Raw genomic sequence first — 25,079 nt, 5'->3', positions numbered from 1 at the left:
ATATGAAATTTCATGGATCCCAGTGGAGCCCGCAAGATGGGCATGCCTGAGGCCTCCGGCAAGGCCGCCTCTCCCGATTTCGATACGCTGCACTTCCGGCGCGCGCTGTCCCAGTTCGCCACCGGCGTGACGGTCATCACCACCCGCGCGGGCCCTGGCTCGCCGCCGGGTGCGCCGTTCGTGGGCATCACCGCCAGTTCGTTCAACTCGGTCTCGCTCGATCCGCCGCTGGTACTGTGGAGCATGGCCACGCGCGCCAACAGCCTGCCGATGTTCCGCGACGGTTCGCACTACATAATCAATGTGCTGTCGGCATCGCAACTCGATCTGTGCCAGCGCTTCGCCACGCTCAAGGGCGACCGCTTCGCCGGTGTCGACTACCGCCTCTCCGAGACCGGCCTGCCGATCCTGGCCAATGCGCTGGCCTGGTTCGAATGCCACAACCGCAGCCGCTACGACGAGGGCGACCACGTCATCTTCGTGGGCGAGGTGGAACGTTGCGGCGTGCACGACAACGCGGGCAACCCGCTGGTGTTCCACGACGGCCGCTTTGCCACCACCCGCCCGCTGACGGACTGAAACGCAGGCGCACAAGGCCATCGCAGCCATGACGGATTCGCCCAAGCCCGCTTTTGTCGACGGCTACCTGCCTTATCTGCTGGCGCGGGCCAGCTACCTTGTGTCCGGAGAATTCCACCGGCAGGTGGAAGCGGCGGGCTTCTCTGTGCCCGAATGGCGCGTGCTCGCCACGCTGGCCGACCGGCCGGATTGCACCATCGGCACCCTGGCCGACATCACGCTGACCAAGCAACCCACCCTGACCAAGCTGATCGACCGCATGGCCGCCAGCGGCCTTGTCGCGCGCCGCAACGGCGCGGACGACCGCCGGCATGCGCTGGTCTCGATCACCCCGCGCGGCCGCGCCCGCGCCCGCGCACTGCTCGAGCAAGCCGCCGCGCACGAGCAGCAGGTGCTGGACGACTTCGGCCCGCAGCAAGGCGATCAGCTCAAGGACACCCTGCGCCGGCTGATCGCGCTGCGCACGCCGCGCTGATTGGCGCCAGGGCGGCGGCTCAGGACGACGGATCGCCCTTGATCACCGCCAGCGGCGACCCGTCGGTCTTGATCCTCTGCAGCACGATGTTCGAACGGATATCCATCACGCCGGGCGTGCGATAGAGCCGGTTGACGATGAAATCCGAGTAATGCTTGAGATTGCGCGCCTGCACCTTCAGGATGTAATTGCTGTCGCCGGTGATGATGTAGGCCGACACCACTTCGGGCCAGGCCTGCACCGCCGCGTTGAACGTGTCGTGCCATCCCTCCGTTTCGGGGCGCATGGACACCTGCACGATCGCTTCCAGCTCCAGGCCGAGCATTTCGGCATCGAACCAGGCGCGGTAGCCGCCGATCACCCCGCTCTCCTCCAGCAGCCGGACCCGCCGCAAGCAGGCTGAGGGCGACAGCGCCACGCGGTCGGCCAGGTCCTGGTTGCTGATGCGCCCGTTCTCCTGCAGGCAGGTCAGGATGCGCAAATCGATGGGATCGAGGTTCATTTCGCAGATTCTTCCATGGCTTTATTCATTCATGAAATTCTATGCGAAATATGCACCACCAACCCGGTCAATAAGCAAGCCTCTTGCCCGGAATATTGACTATCATGCCGTCATCCGCTCCACGTAGAGCACCGGAACGCCGGCCCCCGGCATCAGCCACCCAATGACAAACCGCCCCGCCCCCGACATCCAGCGCCAGCTGTGGGACATCAGCCCGCCGCTCTCGCCCGACACGCCTGTGTGGCCCGGAGACACGCCTTTCCAGCAGCAAGCCGCCTGGCAGATGGACGCGCACTGCCCGGTCAATGTCGGGCGCATCACGCTGTCGCCGCACACCGGCGCGCATGCCGACGCACCGCTGCACTACGCCGCGGACGGCGCGCCCATCGGTGAAGTGGACCTGGCGCCCTATCTCGGTCTTTGCCGGGTGATCCATTGCATCGGCGCCAGCCCGCTGGTCGAACCGCACCATATCGGGCATGCCCTCGCGGGCGTGCCGCCGCGTGTGCTGCTGCGCACTTACCGGCAAGCTCCGCTGGCGCAGTGGGATCCCGGCTTCTGCGCGGTGGCGCCAGAGACCATCGCGCTGCTGGCCGCGCATGGCGTCACGCTGGTCGGCATCGATACGCCTTCGCTGGACCCGCAGGAATCCAAGACCATGGACGCGCACAACATGGTGCGCCGCCATCGTCTCGCCATCCTTGAAGGACTGGTGCTCGACGCGGTGCCGGAAGCCGACTACGAACTGATCGCGCTGCCCCTGCGCTTTGCCGGACTCGATGCGAGCCCGGTACGCGCCGTGCTGCGCAGCCTGACCTGAACCCACCGAACCGCCCCCTCCAGGAAACCTCTCACCCATGACTGCAATGACCCGCGAGCAATGCCTCGCCCTTGACCAGCAGGACCCGCTGCGCAGCCTGCGCGAACAGTTCGCACTGCCGGACGGCGTGATCTACCTCGACGGCAACTCGCTGGGCGCCCGCCCGCGCAGCGCCGCGGCACGTGCCGCCGAAGTGGTAAGCGAGGAGTGGGGCACGGGCCTGATCCGCAGCTGGAACACCGCCGGCTGGTTCGAGCTGCCGCAACGCCTGGGCAATATGCTCGCACCGCTGGTGGGCGCCGGCGAGGATGAAATCGTCGTCACAGATACCACGTCGATCAACCTGTTCAAGGTGCTGGCGGCCGCGCTGCGCGTGCAGCAGACGCGCGACCCGAAGCGCAAGGTCATCGTCTCGGAGGCAAGCAATTTCCCCACCGACCTCTACATCGCCCAAGGGCTGGCCGACCTGCTTCAGCAGGGTTACTCGCTGCGCCTGGTGAACGCCCCCGAGGAAATCGATGCGGCGGTCGACGCCGACACCGCCGTGCTGATGCTGACCCACGTCAACTACAAGACGGGCGAAATGCTGGATATGGCAGGCCTCACTGAGATGGCGCACGCCCGCGGCGTGCTCACCGTATGGGACCTGGCCCATTCAGCCGGCGCGGTGCCGGTGGCGCTGAACGCGTCCAAGGCCGATTATGCGGTTGGCTGCACCTACAAATATCTGAATGGCGGCCCGGGCTCACCCGCCTTCCTGTGGGTCGCGCCGGCACTGCGCGACGCCTTCTGGCAACCGCTGTCCGGCTGGTGGGGCCATGCCGCGCCGTTCGCGATGGAACCCGGCTATCGCCCCCGCGAGGGCGTGGCCCGCTTCCTGTGCGGCACCCAGCCCATCACCTCGCTGGCCATGGTCGAATGCGGCCTGGATATCTTTGCCCAGACCGACATGCAGTCGCTGCGCGCCAAGTCGCTGCAGCTGACCGATCTCTTTATCGCGCTGGTGGAGGCACGCTGCGGCCATCACCCGCTCGAACTGGTCACCCCCCGCGCTCACACGCGCCGCGGCAGCCATGTCAGCTTTGCCCATCCGGACGGCTTCGGGCTGGTGCAAGCCCTGATCGAACGCGGCGTCATCGGCGACTACCGCGAGCCGCGTGTCGCGCGCTTCGGCTTCACCCCGCTGTACACCAGCTTCACGGAAGTGTGGGATGCGGTCGAGATCATGCGCGACGTGCTGGACAGCGGCAGCTACAAGGCCGAGCGTCACCAGACCCGTGGCCAAGTGACCTGAGCAGGAGCACGCAACATGAATAGCAACAAAGGATGCCCGATGTCGGGTACGGGCCTGGGTGCAAAAGAGACCGCCGGCGACGACGCCAGCTGGCACGACGCCCAGATGGATTTCGCCAAGGAGATGAGCTACGGCGATTACCTGGCGCTGGACAAGATTCTCAACGCCCAGCATCCGCTCTCGCCCGAGCACAACGAGATGCTGTTTATCGTGCAGCACCAGACCAGCGAGCTATGGATGAAGCTGGCGCTGCACGAGTTGCGCGCCGCGCGCGAATGCGTGCGCCAGGACCAGTTGCCGCCAGCCTTCAAGATGCTCACGCGGGTGTCGCGCATCATGGAGCAACTGGTGCAGGCGTGGAATGTGCTGGCCACCATGACGCCGCCGGAATACTCGGCGATGCGTCCCTACCTCGGGATGTCGTCCGGCTTCCAGTCCTTCCAGTACCGCGAAATCGAATTCATCCTCGGCAACAAGAACGCCGCCATGCTGCGCCCGCATGCACACCAGCCCGAACACCTGGCCCTGGTGGAGGAAGCACTGCGCACGCCATCGCTGTATGACGAGGCGATCCGCCTGATGGCACGGCGCGGCTTTGCCATCGATGCGACCTGCATCGAGCGCGACTGGACCCTGCCGGCCGGCGAAAACGCCTCGGTGGAAGCCGCGTGGCTGGAAGTCTATCGCCAGCCGGAGGCGCACTGGGAACTGTATGAACTGGGCGAGAAGTTCGTCGACCTGGAAGACGCCTTCCGGCAGTGGCGCTTCCGCCATGTCACGACCGTGGAGCGCGTGATCGGCTTCAAGCGCGGCACCGGCGGCACAGAGGGCGTCAGCTACCTGCGCARGATGCTCGACGTGGTGCTGTTCCCCGAATTGTGGAAGCTGCGCACGGATCTGTAGGCGCGACCGCAAGGCGGTGCCGGCCAGGCCGGTACCGCCGCCCCCGAGCGCTCAGAGCGCCGGGTCCGACAGCCGCGCCGCCAGCGCGCGCAAGGCCGGCGCCAGCTTGTCGTGGAATACCGCCTCCTCGACCGAGCCATAGGACGCGCTGCAACTGAGCATGTGCAACTCCTTCTCCCCCACTGGCCGGAACGCCACCGCGCACGCGTGGATGGCAGGATGCCAGTCGCGGAATGACGCCGCGTAACCCAGGGTCGCGGCCTCCGCCACCGTGGCACGCATCGCCGCCTCCTGCGTTTTCCACTGCTCCGGATAGGCCTGGGCAAACTCCGCCAGCACCCGCTCGCGCTTGGCCGCCGGCAAGGCCGCCAGGTAGGCGCGCCCCATCGAGCTCGACACCAGCGACAGGCGCGACCCTACCCCCAGCCCGAGCATCACACCCGCATCGTTCCGGATCGATTCAAGATAGATCACCTCCAGCCGCTCCCGCTTGCCCAGCGAGACGGATACCCCGTAAGCCTGGGCAAACGCCAGCATGTGCGGGCGCGCCAGCGTGACTACGTTGGAAGCGGAGAGGTAAGAATATCCCAGCGCCAGCACGCCGGCGTCGAGCGCGTACTTGCCCAGGCTATCGTCGTAGCGCAGGTAGCCCAGTTGCACCAGCGTGCCGGCCAGCCGGCTCACGGTTGCCTTGGGGAAGCCGGTGCGGCGCACGAAATCCTGGTTGCCGAGCATCGATTCGCCGGTGCGGAAACAACGCAGCAACTCAAGGCCGCGCGCCAGCGCGGTGACGAAATTGGGATCGCTTTCGCGCGGTGTGGCGCTGACGACATCTGCTGCGGGCGTGGCTTGCGATTCGGTGGCCAAAGGAAGTCTCCGCGGGTGGGATGAAGGCGCGCGCCTATTGCACGGACCGCGCATTGCGATATACTACATCATCGGAACAAAGTTCCGCAATGCGGAACTCAAAGAGTCCTCGGCAGAGCGCGGAATGCGCCGATAATTCATGAATTCAGGGCCGGCCCGCGCGGCTGCCCATCCCGACCTGCACCGACCTGCACTATCGAAGGAGACGTAATATGGCTGCCAACGCCGAATTCCACTGGGCCGACCCCCTCTTGCTGGACGACCAGCTGAGCGCCGACGAGCGCATGGTGCGCGATGCCGCACTGGCCTATTGCCAGGACAAGCTCGCACCGCGCGTACTGCAATCGTTCCGCAACGAGAAGACCGACATCGAGATCTTCCGCGAGATGGGCGAACTTGGCCTGCTCGGCCCCACCATTCCCGAGGAATACGGCGGCCCCGGCCTGAACTACGTGGCCTACGGCCTGATCGCGCGCGAAGTGGAACGGGTGGATTCGGGCTACCGTTCGATGATGAGCGTGCAATCGTCGCTGGTGATGGTGCCGATCCACGAGTTCGGCAGCGAGGCGCAAAAGCAGAAATACCTGCCCAAGCTGGCCACCGGCGAGTGGATCGGCTGTTTCGGCCTGACCGAACCCAACCACGGCTCCGACCCGGGCTCCATGGTCACGCGCGCCAAGAAGGTGGCGGGTGGCTATGAACTCTCCGGCGCCAAGATGTGGATCACCAACTCGCCGATCGCCGATGTGTTCGTGGTGTGGGGCAAGCTGGTCGGCGACGACGGCAAGGAAGCCATCCGCGGCTTTATCCTGGAAAAGGGCTGGAAGGGCCTGTCGGCTCCGGCCATCCACGGCAAGGTCGGCCTGCGCACCTCGATCACCGGTGAAATCGTCATGGACCAGGTGTTCGTGCCGGAAGAGAACCTGATGCCGGGCGTAWSCGGCCTGAAGGGCCCCTTCACCTGCCTGAAYTCGGCCCGCTACGGCATCGCCTGGGGCGCCCTGGGCGCCGCCGAATTCTGCTGGCACACCGCGCGACAGTACACGCTGGACCGCAAGCAGTTCGGCCGTCCCCTGGCGGCCAACCAGCTGATCCAGAAGAAGCTGGCCGACATGCAGACCGAGATCACGCTGGGCCTGCAAGGCTGCCTGCGCCTGGGCCGCATGAAGGACGAAGGCACCGCCGCGGTGGAAATCACCTCGATCATGAAGCGCAACTCCTGCGGCAAATCGCTGGACATCGCCCGCGTCGCGCGCGACATGCTCGGCGGCAACGGCATCTCGGACGAGTTCGGCGTGATCCGTCACGTGGTCAACCTCGAAGTGGTCAACACCTACGAAGGCACCCATGACATCCACGCACTGATCCTGGGCCGCGCCCAGACCGGCATCCAGGCCTTCTTCTAAATTCCCGGGCCTGGAAGCCGGGCCGCCCGTTCTCCGGCAGAAAATTAAAAAGGCCCGGCTGCGAAGCCGGGCCAAGCACACTACCAAGGAGAGACGACGGGCGAGCCCATCGTTGTACAACACGGGTCGGCCGGCGGGGCGCGGTGCGCCCCGGCCAGCCGCTTACTTGTTGGGTTGCGGCGTCAGCCGCAGGTAAGGCCGCACGGCCTTGTAACCCTTCGGAAATTTCTGCTTTATCACCTCCTCGTCCTTCAGCGAGGGCACAATCACCACGTCGTCGCCGTCCTGCCAGTTACCCGGCGTGGCAACGCTATGGCTGTCGGTGAGCTGCAGCGAATCGATCACGCGCAGGATCTCGTTGAAATTGCGCCCTGTGCTGGCGGGGTAGGTGATGATCAGGCGCACCTTCTTCTTCGGATCGATCACGAACAGCGAACGTACCGTCAGGGTCTCGTTCGCATTGGGGTGGATCATGTCGTAGAGCTGGGAAACCTTGCGGTCGCCATCGGCGAGGATGGGGAAATTGACCGTGGTACCCTGGGTCTCGTCGATGTCCTTGATCCACTCGCGATGGGACTCGACCGGATCGACCGACAGCGCGATCGCCCTGACATTGCGCTTGGCAAAATCGTCCTTTAGCTTCGCCGTCAAACCCAGCTCGGTCGTGCAGACCGGCGTGAAGTCGGCCGGGTGCGAAAACAGAACGCCCCAGCTGTCGCCAAGCCATGGATGAAAGCGAATCGGGCCTTCACTGGAATCCTGCTCGAAATCCGGTGCGATGTCGCCAAGACGTAGTGTCATAAGGGTGTCCGCAAAGGGGGCAAATTCGGGTTGAACCAGTGTAGTGAGATTGCGATCCAACCCAAACGAATATAAAGTCACTACAAAATCACCTTTTTGTCTTAGGACCTTTGTCTGCGTCAATGTCCCACACACGGTGTCGGACTCGTGGTGTTGAAACCACGGCGGTTCCCCGCATATGCTAGTAAAGAGGGTGAGAAGCTGCCCGAGAACGTGCGAGGAAGGCAAAATGTCACAATCCGAAACCACCGCCCGCAAACAGGAGAAACTGATGAGCGATGTCAAGACCGTTTTGTCCGATGCCGAAGAACTGCTTAAGCAAGCGGCCTCGACCACCGGCGAGAAAGCTGCCGAACTGCGCGAGCGCGGCATGGGCCTGCTGAAGCAAGCCAAGGAAAAGGCCCAGGACCTGCAGGACGCCGTAGTCACCAAGAGCAAGGCGGCCGCACGCGCCACCGATGACTATGTACACGACCACCCGTGGCGCGCCGTCGGCGTGGCTGCCGGTGTTGGCCTGCTGATCGGCCTGCTGCTGAACCGCAAGTAATTCGCAAGGCCACAAGCCTCGCGTATGAACCCGAATGCCCCGCACCCAGTCCTCCGTAGGTCGCGAGGCGGTGCAGGGCAACGCCCCGCCAGTGGTCCGACACCGCTGGCGGGGCTTCCCGTCTGTAGCTGGTGCAGCGCATTGCCGCTGCACGCCTTCGCCGGAATTGCATGAGCGACCCCACCTCCTCCCCCAAATTTATGGATGCCCTGCGCAGCCTGGCAGGATCATTGGTGGCGATGGTGCAGACGCGCCTCGAACTTGCCAGCGTAGAACTCGCGGAAGAACGCGCGCGGCTGATTAAGATGGCCTTGCTGGCCTGTTTCGGCCTGGTGTTCTTCGGCCTGGCCCTGGTGACGCTGACCGTGCTGATCGCCATCCTGTTCTGGGACACTTACCGCTGGCAAGCCCTCTGCGTGCTGGTTGCGTGTTACCTGACCGCCTGCGCAGCCTGCCTCGCATTCGCCCGTCACCTGGCGCGCAATGCCCCGCCCCTGTTCGAAGCCACGCTGGCCGAGATCGACAAAGACCGGGAGATCCTGCGCCGATGAGCCACCCGAACAAGCCAGACCAGCCCACGGAGAACGTGGCCGGCACCCCGCACCGGGAACATCAGCGCCCGGTGCGTTTCTCGCGCGAGGTGCGCTTGCCGCTCGCCATCCGCAAGGAACTTCTGATCACGCGCGCCGCGCTGGAACGCTACGACTGCGCCCAGGCGCTTCACCATGTACGGGGCAGCGCAACCCGGTTCGGCCGTTTCAGCACCTGGCTGCCGCGCATGACCCGGCCTGCTTCCTGGCTCAAGCTGCTGGGCCTGGCCAAGGAATATCCGCTGCTCAGCTCGGCCGTGTCCCTGGCACTGCCGTTGCTGCGCAAGACGCCGGTGCTGCGCTGGACGTGGAAGGCCTCCAAGTTCGGCATCCTGGCAGGTGCCGGCTACTGGGTTTATCAAACCTGGCAGAAGGGCAGCGCGGAAGCTGCCCGGCGGGCTCCGCCCGACACCGTCGAAACCGTCGACACCGGATTTCGCGACCCGCTGGTACGCTAGTACCGCAACCCCCGACGCAAGGCCATGGCACACGCTGGCCTTGCCTTTCGAGCGCGCGCTTGCCCGTGGCGGGCGCGATGCGCCTTGGCGACCAGCGGCAGCCCGTGCGGCGCCCCCGCGATGCCAACCTGACCCAAGGGACAGCGCAATGACCCATCGATCGGATATGCAGCAGAAGGCGTTCTATCTGCTGCTGGCAGTAGTCTCGGTAGCCTTTTGCTTCGTCCTCTGGCCCTTCTTTGGCGCGGTGTTCTGGGGCACCATCCTGGCCATCATCTTCACGCCGCCCAACAACTGGCTGACCCGCCGCATGGGCGGCCGGCGCAACCTGGCGTCGCTGACCACCTTGACGCTGTGCATGCTGATCGTGGTGCTGCCGCTGATCTTCGTCACTGGCGCCCTGCTCCGGGAAGGCGGCACGGTCTACCAGCAGATCRGGTCGGGGCAACTCAATTTCGGCGCCTACTTCCAGCAGGCCGTGCACGCGCTGCCACCTTCGGTGGGACGGGTGCTGGACCGCTTCGGGCTCCTCGATATCGGCGACTTGCAGCAAAAGCTCACCAATGGCGCCGCCCAGGCCAGCCAGATCATCGCCACGCAGGCGCTGAGTATCGGACAGAACACCTTCCAGTTCGTGGTCAGCTTCGGCGTGATGCTGTACCTGCTGTTCTTCTTGCTGCGCGATGGTCCGCAGATTTCACGGCTGATCATGCAGGCCATTCCCCTGAGCGAGCCGCACAAACAGCACCTGCTGCGCAAGTTCACCACCGTGGCCCGTGCCACGGTCAAGGGCAATATCGCTGTCGCCGCGGTGCAAGGCGCGCTGGGCGGCCTGATCTTCTGGATACTCGGCATCCAGGGCTCGCTGCTATGGGGCGTGCTGATGGCCTTCCTGTCGCTGCTGCCGGCCGTGGGCGCCGCCCTGATCTGGGGGCCGGTGGCCATCTACTTCCTGCTGACCGGCGACGTGGGCAAAGGCTCGATCCTGATCGGCTTCTGCGCGGTGGTGATCGGCGCGGTGGATAACGTCCTGCGCCCCATCCTGGTCGGCAAGGACACCCGCATGCCCGACTGGGTGGTGCTGATCTCCACGCTGGGCGGCATGGCGCTGTTCGGGCTGAATGGCTTCGTCATCGGTCCGCTGATCGCCGCGCYGTTTATCGCCAGTTGGGACCTGTCCACCTCGACGCGCGACGAAATCGAGCGCCGCGATGCGGCCCAGGACAAGGATTCCACGCCACCGGCACCGCCGGAAGGCCCAGCCGGCGCCCGCGGCGACACACACCCCGAGGCGGCCCACACGGATTGAGCCCGCCGCTGTATTTGCCGGCCCCAAACACACCAAGGAGTGAGCATTGCGTCAAAACCACGATTCATCCGGTGCGCAGGCACCCGCGAAGGTAAAGCACTACAGCGTGCGCGAACTGTTTCGCAAGCCGGACCGCTCCCAGTTCTCGATCTCTCCGGATGGACGTCACCTGTCGTTCCTGGCCAGGCATCAGGGCCGCCAGAATATTTTCGTGCAGGCCATCGACACCGACGGCAACCTGCTGGGCGAAGCCCGGCCGCTGACCCGCGAAACCGAGCGTGACCTGCCCTTCCACGCCTGGAAAGGCAATGCGCACATCCTCTACGTGAAAGACTTTGGCGGCGACGAGAACTTCCACGTGCTGTCGGTGCCGATCGACGGCGGCGACCCGGTCGACCTGACGCCGTACCCCGGCGTACGGGCCGAGATCGTCGACGATCTCGAGGACGACGAGCGCCATATCCTGCTGTCGCACAACAAGCGCGAGCCGCAGGTCTTCGATGTGCTGCGCGTCGATGTCGTGACCGGCGAGTCGGTGCAGATCGCCGAGAACCCCGGCAATGTGATGAGCTGGGGCACCGATCATGCCGGCCGCCTGCGCGTGGCGACCGCCAGCGACGGCGTGAATACCACCCTGCTCTATCGCGATACCGAGGACCAGCCCTTCCGCCCGATCCTGACTACCGATTTCCGCGAGACGGTCGCGCCGCTGTTCTTCACCTTCGACAACAAGCAGTTGTATGTGCAATCCAATCGCGGACGCGACAAGCTGGCGATCTTCGAATTCGATCCGCAGACGGCACAGGAAGGCCGGCTGGTCTTCGAGCACGATGAAGTCGACGTCGGCGGCCTGAGCTACTCGCGTCACCGCCGTGTGCTGAGCGCCGCCTGGTACACGGACTGGAAGACGCACCGCCATTTCTTTGACGCGCACGCCGGGCAGATCCATGCCGACCTGGAACGGCAGCTGCCGGGCTACGAGCACCACATCACCAGCCTCACGCGCGACGAGACCCGCATGATCGTCTCCGCGTCGAGCGACAGGACCGCCGGCACCCGCTACCTGTATGACAGCGGCACGCGCAAGCTGGTCACGCTAGGCAAGGTGCTACCGTGGCTCGATGAAGCCGACATGGCCGGCATGCGGCCGATCCGGTTCACCTCGCGCGACGGCCTGCAGATCCATGGCTACCTGACGGTGCCGGTAGCCGCTGCTGGCGAGCCCGCGCCCCAGGGCCTGCCGCTCGTGGTCAACCCGCACGGTGGCCCCTGGACGCGTGACGACTGGGGCTTCAACCCCGAGGTGCAGTTGCTGGCGAACCGCGGCTAYGCGGTGCTGCAGATCAACTTCCGCGGCTCGACCGGCTACGGCCGCAAGTTCTGGGAAGCGAGCTTCAAGCAATGGGGCAAGACGATGCAGCGCGACATCGACGACGGCGTCGACTGGCTCGTCGCGCAGGGCATCGTGGATCCGAAGCGCATGGCGATCTTCGGCGGCAGCTATGGCGGGTATGCGACGCTTGCCGGCGTCGCCTTCACGCCGGACCGTTATGCCGCCGCCATCGACTATGTTGGCGTATCGAACCTGTTCACGCTGCTGGAGACGATTCCCGCGTACTGGACGCCGATGCTCGACATGCTGTACGAGATGATTGGCAATCCCAACGACGAAACCGACCGCCAGGCCATGCACGATGCCTCGCCGGTGTTCTTCGCGGACCGGATCCGCACGCCGCTGCTGGTGGCCCAGGGCGCCAACGATCCGCGCGTCAAGCAAGCCGAAAGCGACCAGATTGTCGAGGCGCTGCGAGCGCGTGGCATCGATGTGGAGTACCTGCTCAAGGAAAACGAAGGCCACGGCTTTCACAACGAGGAGAACCGCTTCGACTTCTATGAGGCGATGGAAGCGTTTCTGGCCAGGCATCTGGCAAGGCAAGGCTGATTGCTGCTGGCCAGGGGGCAGGCTTTTGTTCCCTGCCCAGCCGTTTTCCCCGGCCAGGACCCAAAACAAAAAAGGCGTAGCGGTTGCCCGCTACGCCTTTTCGCAATGCTGGTGGGTCGTGCGTGACTCGAACACGCGACCAACGGATTAAAAGTCCGCTGCTCTACCGACTGAGCTAACGACCCGGAAAAACTGAAGCCGCGATTATAGGAATATCCTGGCCCTAATGTCAACCTTAGCGCGTTAAACGTTCGTGCTAGATCATGCGCTCAAGGCGCCATATCTGGTAGCGGAAGCCCAGCACCGAGCCGGCCAGGATGCCGGCCAGCGCAATAAACGAGCCGATTGCCAGCGTCGATACGCCCGACAAGCCCTGGCCGATCGTGCAGCCCAGGGCGGTCACGCCGCCCGCGCCCATCAGGATGCCGCCCACCAGATGGTTGCCAACGTCCTCGGCGCTGCCAAAGCCTTCCCAGCGGAAGGTGCGCGTGACCAGCGCATAGGCGGCGGCCCCGGCCACCACGCCGAACACGCTGACGATGCCAATGGTCAACACCTTGCTCTTGTCGCTGAACATCATCAGCCAGTCCAGCGTATAGGCATACGGAGCGACGAAGCTCAGGCTTTCCATGCGGCCGCTATTGGTGCCCACGAACAGCTCTTCGAGCGTGTTGGGATCTTCGGACACATAGCCAATATGCCCCGAGACGTACCACATCGCCACGATGATGAGCCCCACCGCAATGCCGCCCAGCAGGTTATCGAAAGTTCGGAAGCCACGTCCGGCCAGCGCCCAGATCACCAGCGCGCCGCCCAGCACCAGCCCGATGCCAAGCTGCAGGGTGCCACGCGCCATGCCGCTGGCATGCGCCAGCACGGAGGGCAGGTCCTGCGTGGTGGACAGCGTGAGCGCCACCGCATCGACGGTATTCACGCGAATCACGCCGAACAGGCCGCGCAACGTCATATAGGCGGACAGCCCGAGGAAGACGAATACCACCAGCGATTTCAGGTTGCCCGCGCCGATGCGCACCAGGGTCTTGCTGCCGCAGCCCGAGGCCAGCACCATGCCGAAGCCGAACATCAGCCCGCCCACCAGCGCGGAAAGCCAGCTGAGCTTGCTTGCGGCATAGATGGTCTTGGCGGGATCGATGTAACCGCCCGCCGCCAGCCCGGCGGTGCCGATCATGGCCACGCCGATGGCGAGGCCCCACATGCGCATGCGGCTCCAGTCGCCCATGTTGACGATGTCGGAGACCGCGCCCATGGTGCAGAAGTGCGTGCGCTGGAGCACCACCCCAAACAGGAAGGTCAGGATGAAGGTGCTCGCCAGTATGGTACGGCTGAGCGCTGCGAGATCGATATCGGGCATGAGAGTCCGGCGGGGGAATCGGAACGGGTGTGTGCGGCGTCAGGGTTGAGCGCGCGCGGACGCGCGCTCTTCTTGCGCAACCGTCAGGCGGCGCCCTGGTAGCGGGTGGGATCGGGCACGCCTGCGGCCTCGAAACCCGCGCGGCGGATGCGGCAGGAGTCGCACACGCCGCAGGCGCGGCCGTCGTCGTCGGCCTTGTAGCACGACACCGTCATGCCGTAGTCCACCCCGAGCCCGACGCCGGCGCGGATGATCTCGCCCTTGGTCATGTCGATGATGGGCGCGTGCACGCGGATGCGCTCGCCTTCCACGCCGGCCTTGGTGGCCAGGTTGGCAAGCGTCTCGTAGGCCGAAACATACTCGGGCCGGCAATCCGGATAGCCTGAGTAATCGACCGCGTTGGCGCCGAAGAACAGGTCGCGGCCGCCAACGGCCTCGGCCCAGCCCAGGGCCAGCGAAAGCATGATGGTATTGCGGGCCGGCACATAGGTGACCGGAATCCCGCCGACCGCGCCGTCGGTGGGCACGTCCAGGCTATCGTCGGTCAGCGCCGAGCCGCCGAAGCGGCGCAGGTCGAGGTCGATGATCTCGTGGCGCACCGCGCCCAGGGCCGCCGCCACGCGCTTGGCTGCCTCCAGTTCCGAGGAATGGCGCTGGCCATAGCGCATCGACAGCGCATAGGTCTCGAAATCCTGCGCATTGGCCATGGCAAGGACGGTGGCGGAGTCCAGGCCGCCGGAAAGCAGGACGATAGCGCGTTTTTTCATGATGGCGGGGGGGCGGCGCCTGGCGGCGCCACGCAAAATTCAAGGCGAATCGCGCATTTTAGCGCGACCACGACAAAAGGCCCGCGGATGCGGGCCTTGCGTCGTTCGCCTGCCACCGGCGCCCTGCCCAGCGCGGCGCTTACTTCAGCGTCTTGAGGCGATTGGTCGCCGCCTGCGCGCCCTCGGTGCCGGGGTATTTGGCTACCACCTGCTCCAGGGTCTTGCGGGCCGCGGGCTTCTGCCCCGATTCGATCTGGTTGTTGGCGATGGCGATCAGCGCATCCGGCACCTTGGGGTGATCCGGATAGGCCTGCACCATGTTTTGCAGCACCGTGGTGGAACGGCTGTAATCCCGCTGCGCATACAACGAGTTACCTAGCCAGTATTGCGCCAGCGGCACATACGGGCTCTGCGGGTACTTCTTGATGAAGGCCGAGAACACGTTGCCGGCACCCTTGAAGTCCCCGGTCTGGAACTGCTTGAGCGCGGCATCGTATTCAGTCTTCTCGCCGGGTTGCGACAGGCCTTCCCGGCCATCCACGGTGACCTGCTGCGGCTCGAATTTCTTCAGGCGCGCATCGAGGTCGGCGTAGTAGTCCTTCTGCTGTTTCTGCAGCGTGGTCACTTCGTTCTGCAGCATCTCGTTCTGGCCGCGCAGCCGCGCCACTTCCTGGCGCAGGCCCTCGAGCTGGTTCTGCATGTCGAGCTGGGCGCGGCTGTTCTGGTCGATGCGCTGCGATGCCGTCGCCTGGAAACCGTTGAACTGGTCCCGCATGGTCACGATGGCTTTGCGCGCCTCGTCATCATCGAACACGCCGGCCCGCGCCTGCGCAACATGCAGCAGGCTGGCGCAGGACATCGCAGTAAGCAATACCAACTTGGAGACGCGTGCTTTCATGAGTTGGCTATCCGCGGATTAGTACGTGATGTCCGCGCGGCGGTTTTCCGCCCACGAGGCTTCGTCATGGCCGGTTGCCTTGGGCTTTTCCTTGCCCAGGCTGACGGCTTCCATCTGGCTTTCCGGCACGCCCAGCGAGGACATGGAGCGGCGCACGGCCTCGGCACGCTTCTGGCCCAGCGCCAGGTTGTACTCGCTGGTACCGCGCTCGTCGGTGTTGCCCTGGATCAGGATGCGGCGGCCCTTGTTGGCGGCCAGGTACTTGGCGTGCTCGGACAGCATGCCCTGGTAGTCGGACTTGACGCTGTAGCTGTCGAAGTCGAAGTACACGCTGCGCTTGGCCAGCGGGCTGTTCGGGTCGTTCAGCGGATCGCGCGAGACGTCCACCGGCGCCACGGCGCGAGCGTCGTTCGAAGGCGTGCCCTTGCCACCGGCACCGGCGTTGGCGGTGTCGTCCAGCTTGACGCCGGAGCTGCAAGCGCCGAGGGCCAGCAGGGCAGCGACGGCAAGGGTTTTGGTCATCATTTGGGTCATGGCTAGGAACTCCTCGTTTATTGCATGAATGGGCCCCAGGACGGCTCGCGAACCTCGCCGGACTGGAGCGACAAAACCTGCCGGGTACGCCCGTCAGTGGACACTGCCGCCAGCACCGAGCGACCTCCCACCCGGGTGGCATAAAGAATGTACTTGCCATTGGCGGCGAAGCTTGGCGCCTCGTCGTTGGCGGTGTCGGTCAGCGACGTGACATCGCCGTTGCCGAGATCCATCAGCTGCAGCTTGAAGCCGCCGCTGCGGGTGATATAGGCCAGCTGCTTGCCGTCAGGCGAAATGCGCGGGCTCACGTTGTAGCTGCCCTTGAAGGTCACACGCTGGGCTGCACCGCCTTCTTCCCCGCCGGCCGGCATGCGGTAGATCTGCGGCGCGCCGCCGCGATCGCTGGTGAAGTAAATGCCGCGGCCGTCCGGCGCGTATTGCGGCTCGGTGTCGATGGCGCTGCTGCGCGTGAGGCGCTTGAGGCCGGAGCCATCGGCGTTGACCTGGTAGATCTGGGTATTGCCGTCGCGCGACAGCGCGACCGCCAGGTGGTGCCCGTCGGGCGACCACGAAGGCGCGCTGTTGTTGCCCTTCTGGTTGGACACCAGCGTACGGCGGCCACTTGCCAGGTCGTGCACGTAAACCACGGGCTTCTTGGCCTCGAAGGACACGTAGGCGACCTTGCTGCCATCCGGCGACCACGAAGGCGAGATGATCGGCTCGTTGCTGGTCAGCGCCACCTGGGAATTCTGGCCGTCGGAGTCCGAGATCAGCAGCTGGAAGCGCCCACCCACGCGTGAGACATAGGACAGGCGAGTGGCGAACACGCCACGCTCGCCCAGCAGCTTCTCGTAGATGTAGTCGGCGATCTTGTGCCCGGCGACGCGCAACTGGTTCGGCCCGACGGTGAAGGCCAGTCCGCCAAGGCTCTGGCCCTTGACGGTATCGTAGAGGCGGAAGCGCACGTCGTACTGGCCGTTGCCGGTCGGGGTCACGCTGCCTGCCACGAAGGCATCGGCGCCGCGCGACTTCCAGTTGCCAAGGTCGGCATTGGCGGATTCGGCCACGGTGGCGCCAGCCGGATCGATATTGCGGAAGCGCCCGCTGCGCTGCAGGTCGCCGCGAATGATGGCGGTGACATTTTGCGGGGCCTGTGCTTCGCCCTGGAAGTTGGCGGTGGCGATCGGGAACTGGCTGGCGCCTACGCCGGTGATTTCAACATTCAGTTGCGCCTGTGCGCTGCCGGCCGAAAGGGCCAGCGCCACGGCCAGCCAGGCAAACAGGGCGTGCGCGGGGGTGTTGTGCCGCCGTGCGGCTAGCCAAAGGGGGGCCCAAAGCTTTCGCATGCTGCTCCTCAGTCGAGATCAATATTCATCGAGCGCGGCCGGCAAACTGGAAGCCGTGGTACGGGCAAGCATGTCGCATGCCCGTATCGCGTGCACCGGGCACATTTGCCGGCCGCGTCAGGCAACCTGTCATCCTAGCGCCGGGATAGCCCGGCTTCGACGCAGGTTGCAATCTGTTGCAATTCGAAAACACCCGTGCCATCGCTATCGCCGCGCTCCCTCGCCTTAGTCGTTCGGCTTGAACGTGATGGTAAGGCTGGCCGGCGCCTTGCCATTCTCGTCGCGGGGCAGCGGGTCCGAGCGCTCGACGGCGCGCAGCACCGCGCTGTCCCAGGCGGCATTGCCGCTGGACTTCGCCAGCCGCGACGACATCAGGGAGCCATCCGGCGCGAGCTGGACGGACACCACCGCGGCCGGATTGCCGGGCACGTCTTCAGTAAATACGATATTCGGCTTGACGCGGCGACGCACGCGGTCCGGGTAGCCGGGCGAAGCCTTGCCGCCCGAGCCGGCGCCGCTGCCCGCGCTGCTGCCGACGCCGCCGGCGCCACCGGCGGTACCCGAGCCACCGGCCAGGGCCTGCAGGCGTGCCAGTTCGCCATGGCGCTGGGCATTGGCGGCAGCGTCGCGCTTGGCCTTGGCGTCGGCATCCGCCTTGGCTTTCGCGTTGGCGGCGGCCTTGGCTTCCGCGTTTGCCTTGGCGGTGGCGGCGGCCTTGGCATCGGCATTCGCCTTCGCCTTGGCGTCCGCCTCGGCGCGCGCCCTGGCATCGGCCTCGGCACGGGCCTTGGCATCGGCGCGGGCCTTCGCTTCGGCTTCCTTGCGCTCGCGCTCAGCCTGTTCCTTGCGCTGTAGATCGTGCTGGATGGCGGCCTGCTTGCGCGCGTCGTCCTTGCGCTGGGCCTCCTTCTTCTGATCTTCCTTCTTCTGCTCCTCGCGGCGTTGTTCTTCGCGGCGCAGGTCTTCCTTATGCTGGGCTTCCTTGCGGGCCGCCTCCTGGCGCTCGGTTTCCTGGCGCGCGCGCAGGTCGGCCTGCTTGCGCGCCTCCTCGCGGGCGGCGGCTTCGGCCTGGCGGCGCTTTTGCTGCTGGAGGGCGATCTCGGCGTCCTCTTCGGCGCGCGACTTCACTGCCGGCGCGGGCGGCACGGGGCGCGCCTGCTCGACCGCCACAGGTGCGGGCAGCGGAGCGGGAAGCGGCGTCGGCGCGGGGGTTGCGGGGATCTCGTCCCAGAGTTCGGCTTCGGCGCCGACGGGCGTGCTGCTCTGCCAGTGCACGCCAAAATACAGCACGATGCCAAGCAGCAGGTGCATGAAAACCGCGAGCAGGAAGGAACGCAGGGTTCCCCGCTCCGGGGCCGGCTGGTAAGGATAGGCGGCGGTCTTCATGGCGGGCGGCGGTGCTTACTTGGGCTTGACCATCAGGCCGACGCGCTTCACGCCATCGGCCTTGAGCACCGACATCACGTCGAGCACGGCCTCGTACTTGACCGAGCGGTCGGCAGCGATCACCACCGGCTGGTCGGGATTCTCGTTCTGGCGCTGGTGCACGAAATCGATCAGGCCCTGCTTGTCGAGCTTGCGCTCGAAGGCATTGCCGGCGCCATCCTTGCCGCGCGCGGTGAGCGCGCCGTCTTCATGCACGGTAACGACGATGGGCGGCGCTTTCTGCTGCTGCGTGGCATTGGCCACGCTGGGCAGATCGACCACGGCGGGGTTCACGATCGGTGCGGCCACCATGAAAATGACGAGCAGCACCAGCATCACGTCGATGTAGGGCACGACATTGATGTCGGCGCTGGCCCGGCGGCGCGAGCCGCCGCGGCGCTGTATCGCTGCCATTGCAGGTATCTCCTTGACCGATGACGTTGGTGGTTTCGGCGCTTTAGCGGGTCTGCCGTTGCAGGATATTCAGGAATTCTTCCATGAAGCTCTCGAAACGGATGGCCAGGCGATCCACCTCGGTGGCGTAGCGGTTGTACGCGATCACGGCAGGAATCGCCGCGAACAGACCGATGGCGGTGGCGACCAGCGCCTCGGCAATGCCGGGCGCAACCGCGGCAAGCGTTGCTTGCTGCACGTTGGACAATCCGCGGAAGGCGTTCATGATGCCCCACACCGTGCCGAACAGGCCGATATAAGGACTGACAGAGCCCACCGAGGCCAGGAATGGAAGATGCGATTCCATCACATCCATCTCGCGCTGGTAGGCCGCGCGCATGGCACGCCGGGCTGCGTCGAGCAGCGCCCCGGCGTCATGGTTGCGTTCACGCGCCTTCAGGTACTCGCCCATGCCGGACTCGAAGATCCGTTCCAGCGCGCCCGTGCTGTGGCGATTGTTGGCCGCGCTCTGGTACAGCGCCTGCAGGTCGCCGCCAGCCCAGAAGTCGCGCTCGAAGCCCTCGGTCTGGGTGCGCGCCGAGCGCAGCGAGAAATGCTTGCGGAAGATATATGTCCACGAGAACAGGGACATCACCAGCAGCAGGGCCATGACGGCCTGCGCCAGCACACTGGCGTGCAGCACCAGCGAAATGATCGACAGGTCTTGCGTGACGGTCACGGGATTCATCGAGCGGTCTTGATGGTTGCTAGGACGGGAGCGGGAATGGGCGTCGGGCGAAATGTGGTGCGATCGACACATCCAACCCGGATGGCGCCGGTAGCCAGCAATTGCTCATCACGCCAGGCTTCCTGGGCGAATTGGACAGACGCTGGACCAACCCGTTCAATCCGGGTCCGGATCTCAAGCATGTCGTCCAGACGGGCGGGGGCATTGTAGTCCACCGCCGTGCTTCTGACGATGAAGACGACACCGGTCTCATCGGCCAGCGCTTGCTGTTCGACGCCAAGCGAGCGCAGCCACTCGGTCCGGGCGCGCTCGAAGAACTTCAGGTAATTGGCGTAGAACACCACGCCGCCCGCGTCGGTGTCTTCCCAGTACACCCRCAAGGCCCACACATTGTTGCTCATGGCCGCGATTGTAACGGACAGCCGGCCCGACCCGGTGTATACCCTCACCCGACATTACAACAATTACATTACCTGACAGACTAGCCGTTGACTTTCGGGCGGCGAGCCCTCTCCGCCTTCTTGCAGCGAGCCGGCGCCTCGCGTTAAACTGCCGCCAACCATTCCATCTTGCGCGACTGGCGAAGTCAGTGGGCACTACCACGAGGAAGCGCAAGTTTCTCTGGCGCGATGTATCAAGCGCCTGCCGCTCGCCTGGGCAGCGAATGGGAAGCAGGGTGCGCCCTGCGCCGGACTAGCCACGCTTTCCGGCGCTGGTCGCATGTGCCTTCCCCGCGCGCCCTACCCCGAAGCCGATTCGGATCTCCTTTTTTTCAGACGAGTTTTCGCCATGTTCGAACGCAGCCGCTATACGATCGACCAGATCRACCCCGAGCTTTTTGCCGCTATCCAGAAGGAAGACCAGCGCCAGGAAGAGCACATCGAGCTGATCGCCTCGGAAAACTACACCTCGCCGGCCGTGATGGCCGCCCAGGGTTCGCAACTGACCAACAAGTACGCTGAGGGCTATCCCGGCAAGCGCTACTACGGTGGCTGCGAGTATGTCGACGTCGTCGAGCAGCTCGCCATCGACCGCGTCAAGCAACTGTTCGGCGCCGAAGCAGCCAATGTGCAGCCCAACTCCGGCTCGCAGGCCAACCAGGGCGTGTTTTTCGCCACCCTGAAGCCGGGCGACACCATCATGGGCATGAGCCTGGCCGAAGGCGGCCACCTGACCCACGGCATGGCGCTCAACATGAGCGGCAAGTGGTTCAACGTGGTGAGCTACGGTCTGGACGCCAACGAAGACATCGACTACGTCGCGCTGGAAAAGCTGGCACAGGAAAAGAAGCCCAAGCTGATCATCGCCGGCGCCTCGGCCTTCGCCCTGCGCATCGACTTCGAACGCATCGCCAAGGTTGCCAAATCGATCGGCGCCCTGTTCATGGTCGACATGGCCCACTACGCCGGCCTGATCGCCGCCGGCGAGTACCCGAACCCGGTTCCGCACGCCGACTTTGTCACCACCACCACCCACAAGAGCCTGCGCGGYCCGCGCGGTGGCGTGATCCTGATGAAGGCCGAGCACGAGAAGGCCATCAACTCGGCCATCTTCCCCGGCATCCAGGGCGGCCCCCTGATGCACGTGATTGCCGGCAAGGCCGTGGCCTTCAAGGAAGCCCTGTCGCCCGAGTTCAAGACCTACCAGCAGCAAGTGGTCAAGAACGCCCGCGTCATGGCCGAAACCCTGACCGAGCGCGGCCTGCGCATCGTCTCGGGCCGCACCGAGAGCCACGTGATGCTGGTCGACCTGCGCGCCATGCAGATCACCGGCAAGGAAGCCGAAAAGGTCCTGGGCGAAGCGCACATCACCGTCAACAAGAACGCCATCCCCAACGACCCGGAAAAGCCCTTCGTCACCTCGGGTATCCGCCTGGGTTCGCCGGCCATGACCACCCGCGGCTTCAAGGAAGAAGAAGCCCGCGTGGTGGCCAACCTTGTCGCCGACGTGCTGGAGAATCCGCACGACCTGGCCAATATCGCCAGCGTGCGCGAGCAAGTGGCAGCCCTGACCAAGCGTTTCCCGGTCTACGGCTGATCCCCCTGCGCCACCCGCCCACGCGCGGGTGGCCGGCAGTCCGCCGCGGCGCGCCAGCGCTGCCGGCGGGCCTTGCCAACCCAGCCCAGCGCGACACAGAATGACAAGACGCTGCGCGCGCAGCACGCGCCCCGGTTCAAACTTCGAGGTGGTCAGGCATGAAATGCCCCTTTTGCGCTCATTCCAATACCCAGGTCCTGGACACGCGCATGTCCGAGGAAGGCGATACAGTCCGCCGTCGCCGCCGCTGCGAATCCTGCGACCGCCGCTTCACCACCTATGAGCGGATCGAGCTGTTCTTCCCCGCCATCGTCAAGAAAAACGGCTCCCGCGCGGACTACACCCGCGACAAGCTGAAGGACTCCATGCGCCTGGCGCTGCGCAAGCGCCCGGTCTCCGCTGAAGCCATCGACGCCTCCATCACCCGCATCGAAGAAAAGCTGCTCGCGCTCGGCGAGAAGGAAATCCCCAGCAGCCAGGTCGGGGAACTGGTCATGCGCGAACTGCGCCGGCTCGACAAAATCGCCTACATCCGCTTTGCCTCGGTGTACCGGAGCTTTGAAGACGTGTCGGAATTCCGCGACATGCTGGATGAGTTTTCAACGTCTACCCCACGAAAGCAGTAGAAAAAGTAACGGGAACGTTGTTTAATTCTTTCCAAACTGTGCCCTAGGCTTCATTCCTATATCTATACTTCCGCCTGGGTAGTAGTGACAAAACAATAGAACGAAGCCAAAAGAACGTAGTCTTTTCGGACGAGGGTCAGAATGGGTCAGTCAAGCTGTCGGGGGACGGCCGGCTTTGCCATGCTCGAAGCATTGGTGGCAATGGTCGTATTGGCGATTGGCGTGCTCGGGGTCGCCAGCCTGCTCCTCAATTCCTCGCGTTTTTCCCAGCAAGCCTCCTACGATACCGTTGCCATGCAGCTGGCCACCGAAATGGCCGAGCGCATGCGTGCGAACACTGCCGTCTCCGGCGTGGGCGCGGCCGCCGAGGCCCTCGCGCCCAACCTGTATTTCATCGACACCCAGACCAGCCAGCTGCCCGCGCTGACGCGTAATCCCTATACGACGGCCTGCGCCAGTACGCTGCTCTCCTGCGCGCAGGACACAGCCCGCTTCGATGTGATCGAGTGGTGGAACCGGGTAGCCGCCGCCCTGCCCGGCGGCCGGGCGGTGATCTGCCGCGATACCGTTGCCTATAACCAGACGTCCGGCTTTTCCTGGGGCTGCACGGCCGCTGCAAGCGGCCGTGTCGACGATGCGCCGATCGTCATCAAGGTCGGGTGGATATCGCGCCTGAGCAGCAAGACGCTGGGCACCGGCGCCGATCTCGCCGACATGAACACGCGGCCGCAGATCGTCATCGTCGCCACGCCCGGCACGGTGAACTGATGCGTACGCTCCGCAAGCCGTACCGGCATGCCCAGTCGGGCATGTCGCTGGTCGAACTGATGGTCGCGATGGTCCTCGGCCTGTTGCTGACACTGGCAGCGACCGCCGTTTATTTGGGCAGCCGCACCAACTACAGCACCATCGACGACACCACCGCGCTCGACGAGAAGGGCCGTTTTGCCCTGGACACCATCGTCCGCATCGTGCGGCAGTCCGCATGGACCAACTACGCCGGCAACAGCGCGCCGGCAACAAACCCGGCCAGCGGGCCCATCGCCCAGGCGCCTGGCGGCATCATGCCGACCACCGTCGCGTTGTCACCCACGATCAGCGGCGTCGACAACTGCGCCAGCCCGGGCCAGGACGCGAGCCTCAACCTGTCGTGCCTGCCGGGCACCACCAACCCCGTGAACAAGAGCGACGTGCTGCAGGTGCGCTTTTTCGGTTCGGGCACGCCGTCGGATCGCACCGTGCCCGACAACAGCATGATCGATTGCTCCGGCAATGGCGTCGCGGAACCACAAGCATGGGAGGACGCGGACCTTGCGCGCGGCTTTGCGCGCTTCTTCGTGGCGCCAGACCCCAACGACCCGAGCGGCAACCCGCAACTGATGTGCGGCTATCGCGCTCGCGATGCATCCAACAAGGAAATCTCGAACACCGCGATCACCTCCGTGCCAATCATCTCCGGTGTTGAGGTGTTCCAGGTGCTGTACGGGGTCGACACCAACAATGACTACATCCCGGACCGCTACCTGCCGGCCACGGATGTGCTGGCTCTGGCCACCAAATGGCAAACCGTCGTGTCGCTGAAAATTGCCCTGATACTGGCCGGCGACACCGCGACCAGCCCGGTGCCGGAGGGCCCCACTTTCCAGCTCTTCGGCACGCTCTATGGCGGCGACAGCACCGTCAACGACGCGACCTACAAGCCGACCACGCAGCTACAGCGCTTGCGCCGCCAATACTCGGTCACCGTCCAACTGCGCAACGTCGCAACGTGCCGCACTTGCTCCCCATCATGAGCGCCCCTCTCAAGCCAGCCGCCCAGCGCGGCATTGCCCTGATCACCGGCCTGGTCATGCTCCTGATGATCAGCATCATGGCCGTGGCCGGCGCGCGCCTGGCGATCAACAGCAAACGCATGGCATCCAATCAGCGCGACCGCGACCTTGCAGTGCAAGCGGCCGAAATGGCGCTACAGGATGCCGAGATGGACATCCAGGGTGTCGTTGCCGTCAACAGCCGCTCCGCCCTGTTCTCTGGCAGCAATCCGAACCTGCTGCCCTTCGTCTCCGGCTGCAACACGGGGAGCACGCCTGGCGCAGCCTTCCAGGGCCTGTGCGCGGCCGTCGACAGCGGCACCCCGAACTGGGAAGCCGTGGACTTTGCGCAGACCGGGGCGAATGCCCGCGCGGTGGCCTACGGCACCTTCACCGGACGCCAGTTCCCGACCGCGCCCACGGGCCTGCTGCCCGCCGCCCTGCCCCGCTACATCATCGAGCCGATCCAGGACACATCGCCCGGTGCTTCCGGGAGCCCCGACGCTCCGGTCGTCTACATCTTTCGCGTCACCGCGATGGGCTTCGGTGCCAACACCGCCACCCGCGCCATGCTGCAGTCGTACTACCGGAAGGCCGAATGACTGACCTCGCTCCTGACCTACGCGGAG

General features: G+C 65.1%; 28 protein-coding genes, 1 tRNA gene and 1 riboswitch. Of the genes, 16 read left to right on the top strand and 13 right to left on the bottom strand.

The window, feature by feature from the left end; genetic code table 11:
• The first annotated feature begins 36 nt into the window (after positions 1–36).
• Entirely contained in the window at positions 37–579 is a 543-nt protein-coding gene (locus AC1DKD_RS09850) for a flavin reductase family protein (RefSeq protein ID WP_045236038.1), read from the top strand.
• 28 nt (positions 580–607) lie between these two features.
• Positions 608–1,054, top strand: coding sequence for a MarR family winged helix-turn-helix transcriptional regulator (locus AC1DKD_RS09845; protein ID WP_441624803.1), 447 nt, complete (start codon positions 608–610; stop codon positions 1,052–1,054).
• A gap of 19 nt (positions 1,055–1,073) precedes the next feature.
• Here AC1DKD_RS09845 and AC1DKD_RS09840 read toward each other — a convergent pair whose 3' ends face one another.
• Positions 1,074–1,556: an Lrp/AsnC family transcriptional regulator gene (locus AC1DKD_RS09840; RefSeq protein ID WP_035863970.1), complete on the bottom strand. Its 483-nt coding sequence runs from the start codon at positions 1,554–1,556 to the stop codon at positions 1,074–1,076.
• A 163-nt stretch (positions 1,557–1,719) separates the two neighbouring features.
• Between AC1DKD_RS09840 and kynB the strand changes: the two genes are divergently transcribed.
• Genes kynB through kynA form a run of 3 tightly spaced genes read left to right on the top strand, consistent with a single transcriptional unit; the run spans position 1,720 to position 4,573 of the window.
• Positions 1,720–2,376, top strand: coding sequence for an arylformamidase (gene kynB, locus AC1DKD_RS09835; protein ID WP_477102312.1), 657 nt, complete (start codon positions 1,720–1,722; stop codon positions 2,374–2,376).
• A 37-nt stretch (positions 2,377–2,413) separates the two neighbouring features.
• The gene (gene kynU, locus AC1DKD_RS09830) at positions 2,414–3,670 is read left to right on the top strand and encodes a kynureninase (RefSeq protein WP_441624807.1); all 1,257 of its coding nucleotides are present in this window, start codon (positions 2,414–2,416) and stop codon (positions 3,668–3,670) included.
• A gap of 39 nt (positions 3,671–3,709) precedes the next feature.
• Positions 3,710–4,573, top strand: coding sequence for a tryptophan 2,3-dioxygenase (kynA, locus tag AC1DKD_RS09825; RefSeq protein ID WP_477143226.1), 864 nt, complete (start codon positions 3,710–3,712; stop codon positions 4,571–4,573).
• A 51-nt stretch (positions 4,574–4,624) separates the two neighbouring features.
• Here kynA and AC1DKD_RS09820 read toward each other — a convergent pair whose 3' ends face one another.
• Entirely contained in the window at positions 4,625–5,440 is an 816-nt protein-coding gene (locus tag AC1DKD_RS09820; RefSeq protein ID WP_441624809.1) for an IclR family transcriptional regulator, read from the bottom strand.
• Positions 5,441–5,652: 212 nt separating this feature from the next.
• On the opposite strand from AC1DKD_RS09820, the gene AC1DKD_RS09815 reads away from it, so the two are divergent.
• On the top strand, positions 5,653–6,846 hold the full coding sequence (locus AC1DKD_RS09815) for an acyl-CoA dehydrogenase (protein ID WP_477143225.1): 1,194 nt from the start codon (positions 5,653–5,655) through the stop codon (positions 6,844–6,846).
• A gap of 162 nt (positions 6,847–7,008) precedes the next feature.
• On the opposite strand, the gene AC1DKD_RS09810 is transcribed toward AC1DKD_RS09815, so the two are convergent.
• Complete coding sequence (locus AC1DKD_RS09810; RefSeq protein ID WP_441624812.1) at positions 7,009–7,647, bottom strand: peroxiredoxin; 639 nt, start codon at positions 7,645–7,647, stop codon at positions 7,009–7,011.
• A gap of 229 nt (positions 7,648–7,876) precedes the next feature.
• On the opposite strand from AC1DKD_RS09810, the gene AC1DKD_RS09805 reads away from it, so the two are divergent.
• The 5 genes from AC1DKD_RS09805 (at position 7,877) to AC1DKD_RS09785 (ending at position 12,493) form a co-directional block, all read left to right on the top strand.
• Positions 7,877–8,194 carry an ElaB/YgaM/YqjD family protein gene (locus AC1DKD_RS09805; protein WP_324291756.1) on the top strand — a complete coding sequence of 106 codons (318 nt, stop codon included), beginning with the start codon at positions 7,877–7,879 and terminating at the stop codon, positions 8,192–8,194.
• Between the two features lie 170 nt (positions 8,195–8,364).
• Positions 8,365–8,745: a phage holin family protein gene (locus AC1DKD_RS09800; protein WP_441624814.1), complete on the top strand. Its 381-nt coding sequence runs from the start codon at positions 8,365–8,367 to the stop codon at positions 8,743–8,745.
• Positions 8,742–9,242, top strand: a complete 501-nt coding sequence (locus AC1DKD_RS09795; protein ID WP_441624816.1) for a DUF3318 domain-containing protein — start codon at positions 8,742–8,744, stop codon at positions 9,240–9,242. Before AC1DKD_RS09800 ends, AC1DKD_RS09795 begins: the two co-directional genes overlap by 4 nt.
• Positions 9,243–9,390: 148 nt before the next feature.
• Entirely contained in the window at positions 9,391–10,551 is a 1,161-nt protein-coding gene (locus tag AC1DKD_RS09790; protein ID WP_477143224.1) for an AI-2E family transporter, read from the top strand.
• Positions 10,552–10,597: 46 nt separating this feature from the next.
• Positions 10,598–12,493, top strand: coding sequence for a S9 family peptidase (locus AC1DKD_RS09785; protein ID WP_477111659.1), 1,896 nt, complete (start codon positions 10,598–10,600; stop codon positions 12,491–12,493).
• Between the two features lie 109 nt (positions 12,494–12,602).
• Here AC1DKD_RS09785 and AC1DKD_RS09780 read toward each other — a convergent pair.
• The 10 genes from AC1DKD_RS09780 to ybgC all read right to left on the bottom strand — a co-directional run bounded on the left by AC1DKD_RS09780 (position 12,603) and on the right by ybgC (position 20,377).
• A tRNA-Lys gene (locus tag AC1DKD_RS09780) sits at positions 12,603–12,678 on the bottom strand.
• Positions 12,679–12,749: 71 nt separating this feature from the next.
• A complete protein-coding gene (locus AC1DKD_RS09775) occupies positions 12,750–13,865 on the bottom strand; it encodes a YeeE/YedE family protein (protein ID WP_441624822.1) in 1,116 nt (371 codons plus the stop codon).
• A gap of 83 nt (positions 13,866–13,948) precedes the next feature.
• A complete protein-coding gene (queC, locus tag AC1DKD_RS09770; RefSeq protein ID WP_441624824.1) occupies positions 13,949–14,632 on the bottom strand; it encodes a 7-cyano-7-deazaguanine synthase QueC in 684 nt (227 codons plus the stop codon).
• A 139-nt stretch (positions 14,633–14,771) separates the two neighbouring features.
• Positions 14,772–15,530, bottom strand: coding sequence for a tol-pal system protein YbgF (gene ybgF, locus AC1DKD_RS09765; RefSeq protein ID WP_035863945.1), 759 nt, complete (start codon positions 15,528–15,530; stop codon positions 14,772–14,774).
• A gap of 18 nt (positions 15,531–15,548) precedes the next feature.
• Complete coding sequence (gene pal, locus AC1DKD_RS09760) at positions 15,549–16,064, bottom strand: peptidoglycan-associated lipoprotein Pal (protein ID WP_441624826.1); 516 nt, start codon at positions 16,062–16,064, stop codon at positions 15,549–15,551.
• 17 nt (positions 16,065–16,081) lie between these two features.
• On the bottom strand, positions 16,082–17,410 hold the full coding sequence (gene tolB, locus AC1DKD_RS09755; protein ID WP_441624828.1) for a Tol-Pal system beta propeller repeat protein TolB: 1,329 nt from the start codon (positions 17,408–17,410) through the stop codon (positions 16,082–16,084).
• 225 nt (positions 17,411–17,635) lie between these two features.
• On the bottom strand, positions 17,636–18,796 hold the full coding sequence (gene tolA, locus AC1DKD_RS09750; RefSeq protein ID WP_477102315.1) for a cell envelope integrity protein TolA: 1,161 nt from the start codon (positions 18,794–18,796) through the stop codon (positions 17,636–17,638).
• A 15-nt stretch (positions 18,797–18,811) separates the two neighbouring features.
• Positions 18,812–19,249: a protein TolR gene (tolR, locus tag AC1DKD_RS09745; RefSeq protein WP_035863937.1), complete on the bottom strand. Its 438-nt coding sequence runs from the start codon at positions 19,247–19,249 to the stop codon at positions 18,812–18,814.
• Between the two features lie 43 nt (positions 19,250–19,292).
• Entirely contained in the window at positions 19,293–19,976 is a 684-nt protein-coding gene (gene tolQ, locus AC1DKD_RS09740; RefSeq protein WP_035863933.1) for a protein TolQ, read from the bottom strand.
• Positions 19,973–20,377 carry a tol-pal system-associated acyl-CoA thioesterase gene (gene ybgC, locus AC1DKD_RS09735; protein WP_477143223.1) on the bottom strand — a complete coding sequence of 135 codons (405 nt, stop codon included), beginning with the start codon at positions 20,375–20,377 and terminating at the stop codon, positions 19,973–19,975. The genes tolQ and ybgC overlap by 4 nt, the downstream gene beginning before the upstream one ends.
• Before the next feature lie 162 nt (positions 20,378–20,539).
• Positions 20,540–20,642: riboswitch (ZMP/ZTP riboswitch) on the top strand.
• Positions 20,643–20,765: 123 nt separating this feature from the next.
• Between ybgC and glyA the strand changes: the two genes are divergently transcribed.
• From glyA to AC1DKD_RS09710, 5 genes are all read left to right on the top strand, one after another.
• The gene (glyA, locus tag AC1DKD_RS09730; RefSeq protein ID WP_477143222.1) at positions 20,766–22,013 is read left to right on the top strand and encodes a serine hydroxymethyltransferase; all 1,248 of its coding nucleotides are present in this window, start codon (positions 20,766–20,768) and stop codon (positions 22,011–22,013) included.
• Positions 22,014–22,171: 158 nt separating this feature from the next.
• On the top strand, positions 22,172–22,639 hold the full coding sequence (nrdR, locus tag AC1DKD_RS09725) for a transcriptional regulator NrdR (protein WP_035863927.1): 468 nt from the start codon (positions 22,172–22,174) through the stop codon (positions 22,637–22,639).
• A 180-nt stretch (positions 22,640–22,819) separates the two neighbouring features.
• Positions 22,820–23,407 (top strand): type IV pilus modification protein PilV, encoded by a 588-nt coding sequence (gene pilV / locus AC1DKD_RS09720; protein WP_441624835.1) that lies wholly within the window; start codon positions 22,820–22,822, stop codon positions 23,405–23,407.
• Positions 23,407–24,432 (top strand): PilW family protein, encoded by a 1,026-nt coding sequence (locus AC1DKD_RS09715; protein ID WP_477102316.1) that lies wholly within the window; start codon positions 23,407–23,409, stop codon positions 24,430–24,432. Before pilV ends, AC1DKD_RS09715 begins: the two co-directional genes overlap by 1 nt.
• Positions 24,429–25,052 carry a pilus assembly PilX family protein gene (locus AC1DKD_RS09710; protein ID WP_477102317.1) on the top strand — a complete coding sequence of 208 codons (624 nt, stop codon included), beginning with the start codon at positions 24,429–24,431 and terminating at the stop codon, positions 25,050–25,052. Before AC1DKD_RS09715 ends, AC1DKD_RS09710 begins: the two co-directional genes overlap by 4 nt.
• Positions 25,053–25,079: the final 27 nt, after the last annotated feature.

This window comes from Cupriavidus sp. 05T313, from assembly GCF_056396665.1.
The sequence above is the reverse complement of the archived record's forward strand: the minus strand, read 5'-3'. Positions and strand labels throughout refer to the sequence as shown.

What these genes read in the sequence shown, in the direction of transcription:
- AC1DKD_RS09850 (WP_045236038.1), top strand. Translation starts at nt 37, where the DNA reads ATGGGCATGCCTGAGGCCTCCGGCAAGGCCGCCTCTCCCGATTTCGAT.
- AC1DKD_RS09845 (WP_441624803.1), top strand. Translation starts at nt 608, where the DNA reads ATGACGGATTCGCCCAAGCCCGCTTTTGTCGACGGCTACCTGCCTTAT.
- AC1DKD_RS09840 (WP_035863970.1), bottom strand. Translation starts at nt 1,556, where the DNA reads ATGAACCTCGATCCCATCGATTTGCGCATCCTGACCTGCCTGCAGGAG.
- kynB (WP_477102312.1), top strand. Translation starts at nt 1,720, where the DNA reads ATGACAAACCGCCCCGCCCCCGACATCCAGCGCCAGCTGTGGGACATC.
- kynU (WP_441624807.1), top strand. Translation starts at nt 2,414, where the DNA reads ATGACTGCAATGACCCGCGAGCAATGCCTCGCCCTTGACCAGCAGGAC.
- AC1DKD_RS09810 (WP_441624812.1), bottom strand. Translation starts at nt 7,647, where the DNA reads ATGACACTACGTCTTGGCGACATCGCACCGGATTTCGAGCAGGATTCC.
- AC1DKD_RS09805 (WP_324291756.1), top strand. Translation starts at nt 7,877, where the DNA reads ATGTCACAATCCGAAACCACCGCCCGCAAACAGGAGAAACTGATGAGC.
- AC1DKD_RS09800 (WP_441624814.1), top strand. Translation starts at nt 8,365, where the DNA reads ATGAGCGACCCCACCTCCTCCCCCAAATTTATGGATGCCCTGCGCAGC.
- AC1DKD_RS09795 (WP_441624816.1), top strand. Translation starts at nt 8,742, where the DNA reads ATGAGCCACCCGAACAAGCCAGACCAGCCCACGGAGAACGTGGCCGGC.
- AC1DKD_RS09775 (WP_441624822.1), bottom strand. Translation starts at nt 13,865, where the DNA reads ATGCCCGATATCGATCTCGCAGCGCTCAGCCGTACCATACTGGCGAGC.
- queC (WP_441624824.1), bottom strand. Translation starts at nt 14,632, where the DNA reads ATGAAAAAACGCGCTATCGTCCTGCTTTCCGGCGGCCTGGACTCCGCC.
- ybgF (WP_035863945.1), bottom strand. Translation starts at nt 15,530, where the DNA reads ATGAAAGCACGCGTCTCCAAGTTGGTATTGCTTACTGCGATGTCCTGC.
- pal (WP_441624826.1), bottom strand. Translation starts at nt 16,064, where the DNA reads ATGACCCAAATGATGACCAAAACCCTTGCCGTCGCTGCCCTGCTGGCC.
- tolB (WP_441624828.1), bottom strand. Translation starts at nt 17,410, where the DNA reads ATGCGAAAGCTTTGGGCCCCCCTTTGGCTAGCCGCACGGCGGCACAAC.
- tolA (WP_477102315.1), bottom strand. Translation starts at nt 18,796, where the DNA reads ATGAAGACCGCCGCCTATCCTTACCAGCCGGCCCCGGAGCGGGGAACC.
- tolR (WP_035863937.1), bottom strand. Translation starts at nt 19,249, where the DNA reads ATGGCAGCGATACAGCGCCGCGGCGGCTCGCGCCGCCGGGCCAGCGCC.
- tolQ (WP_035863933.1), bottom strand. Translation starts at nt 19,976, where the DNA reads ATGAATCCCGTGACCGTCACGCAAGACCTGTCGATCATTTCGCTGGTG.
- nrdR (WP_035863927.1), top strand. Translation starts at nt 22,172, where the DNA reads ATGAAATGCCCCTTTTGCGCTCATTCCAATACCCAGGTCCTGGACACG.
- pilV (WP_441624835.1), top strand. Translation starts at nt 22,820, where the DNA reads ATGCTCGAAGCATTGGTGGCAATGGTCGTATTGGCGATTGGCGTGCTC.
- AC1DKD_RS09715 (WP_477102316.1), top strand. Translation starts at nt 23,407, where the DNA reads ATGCGTACGCTCCGCAAGCCGTACCGGCATGCCCAGTCGGGCATGTCG.
- AC1DKD_RS09710 (WP_477102317.1), top strand. Translation starts at nt 24,429, where the DNA reads ATGAGCGCCCCTCTCAAGCCAGCCGCCCAGCGCGGCATTGCCCTGATC.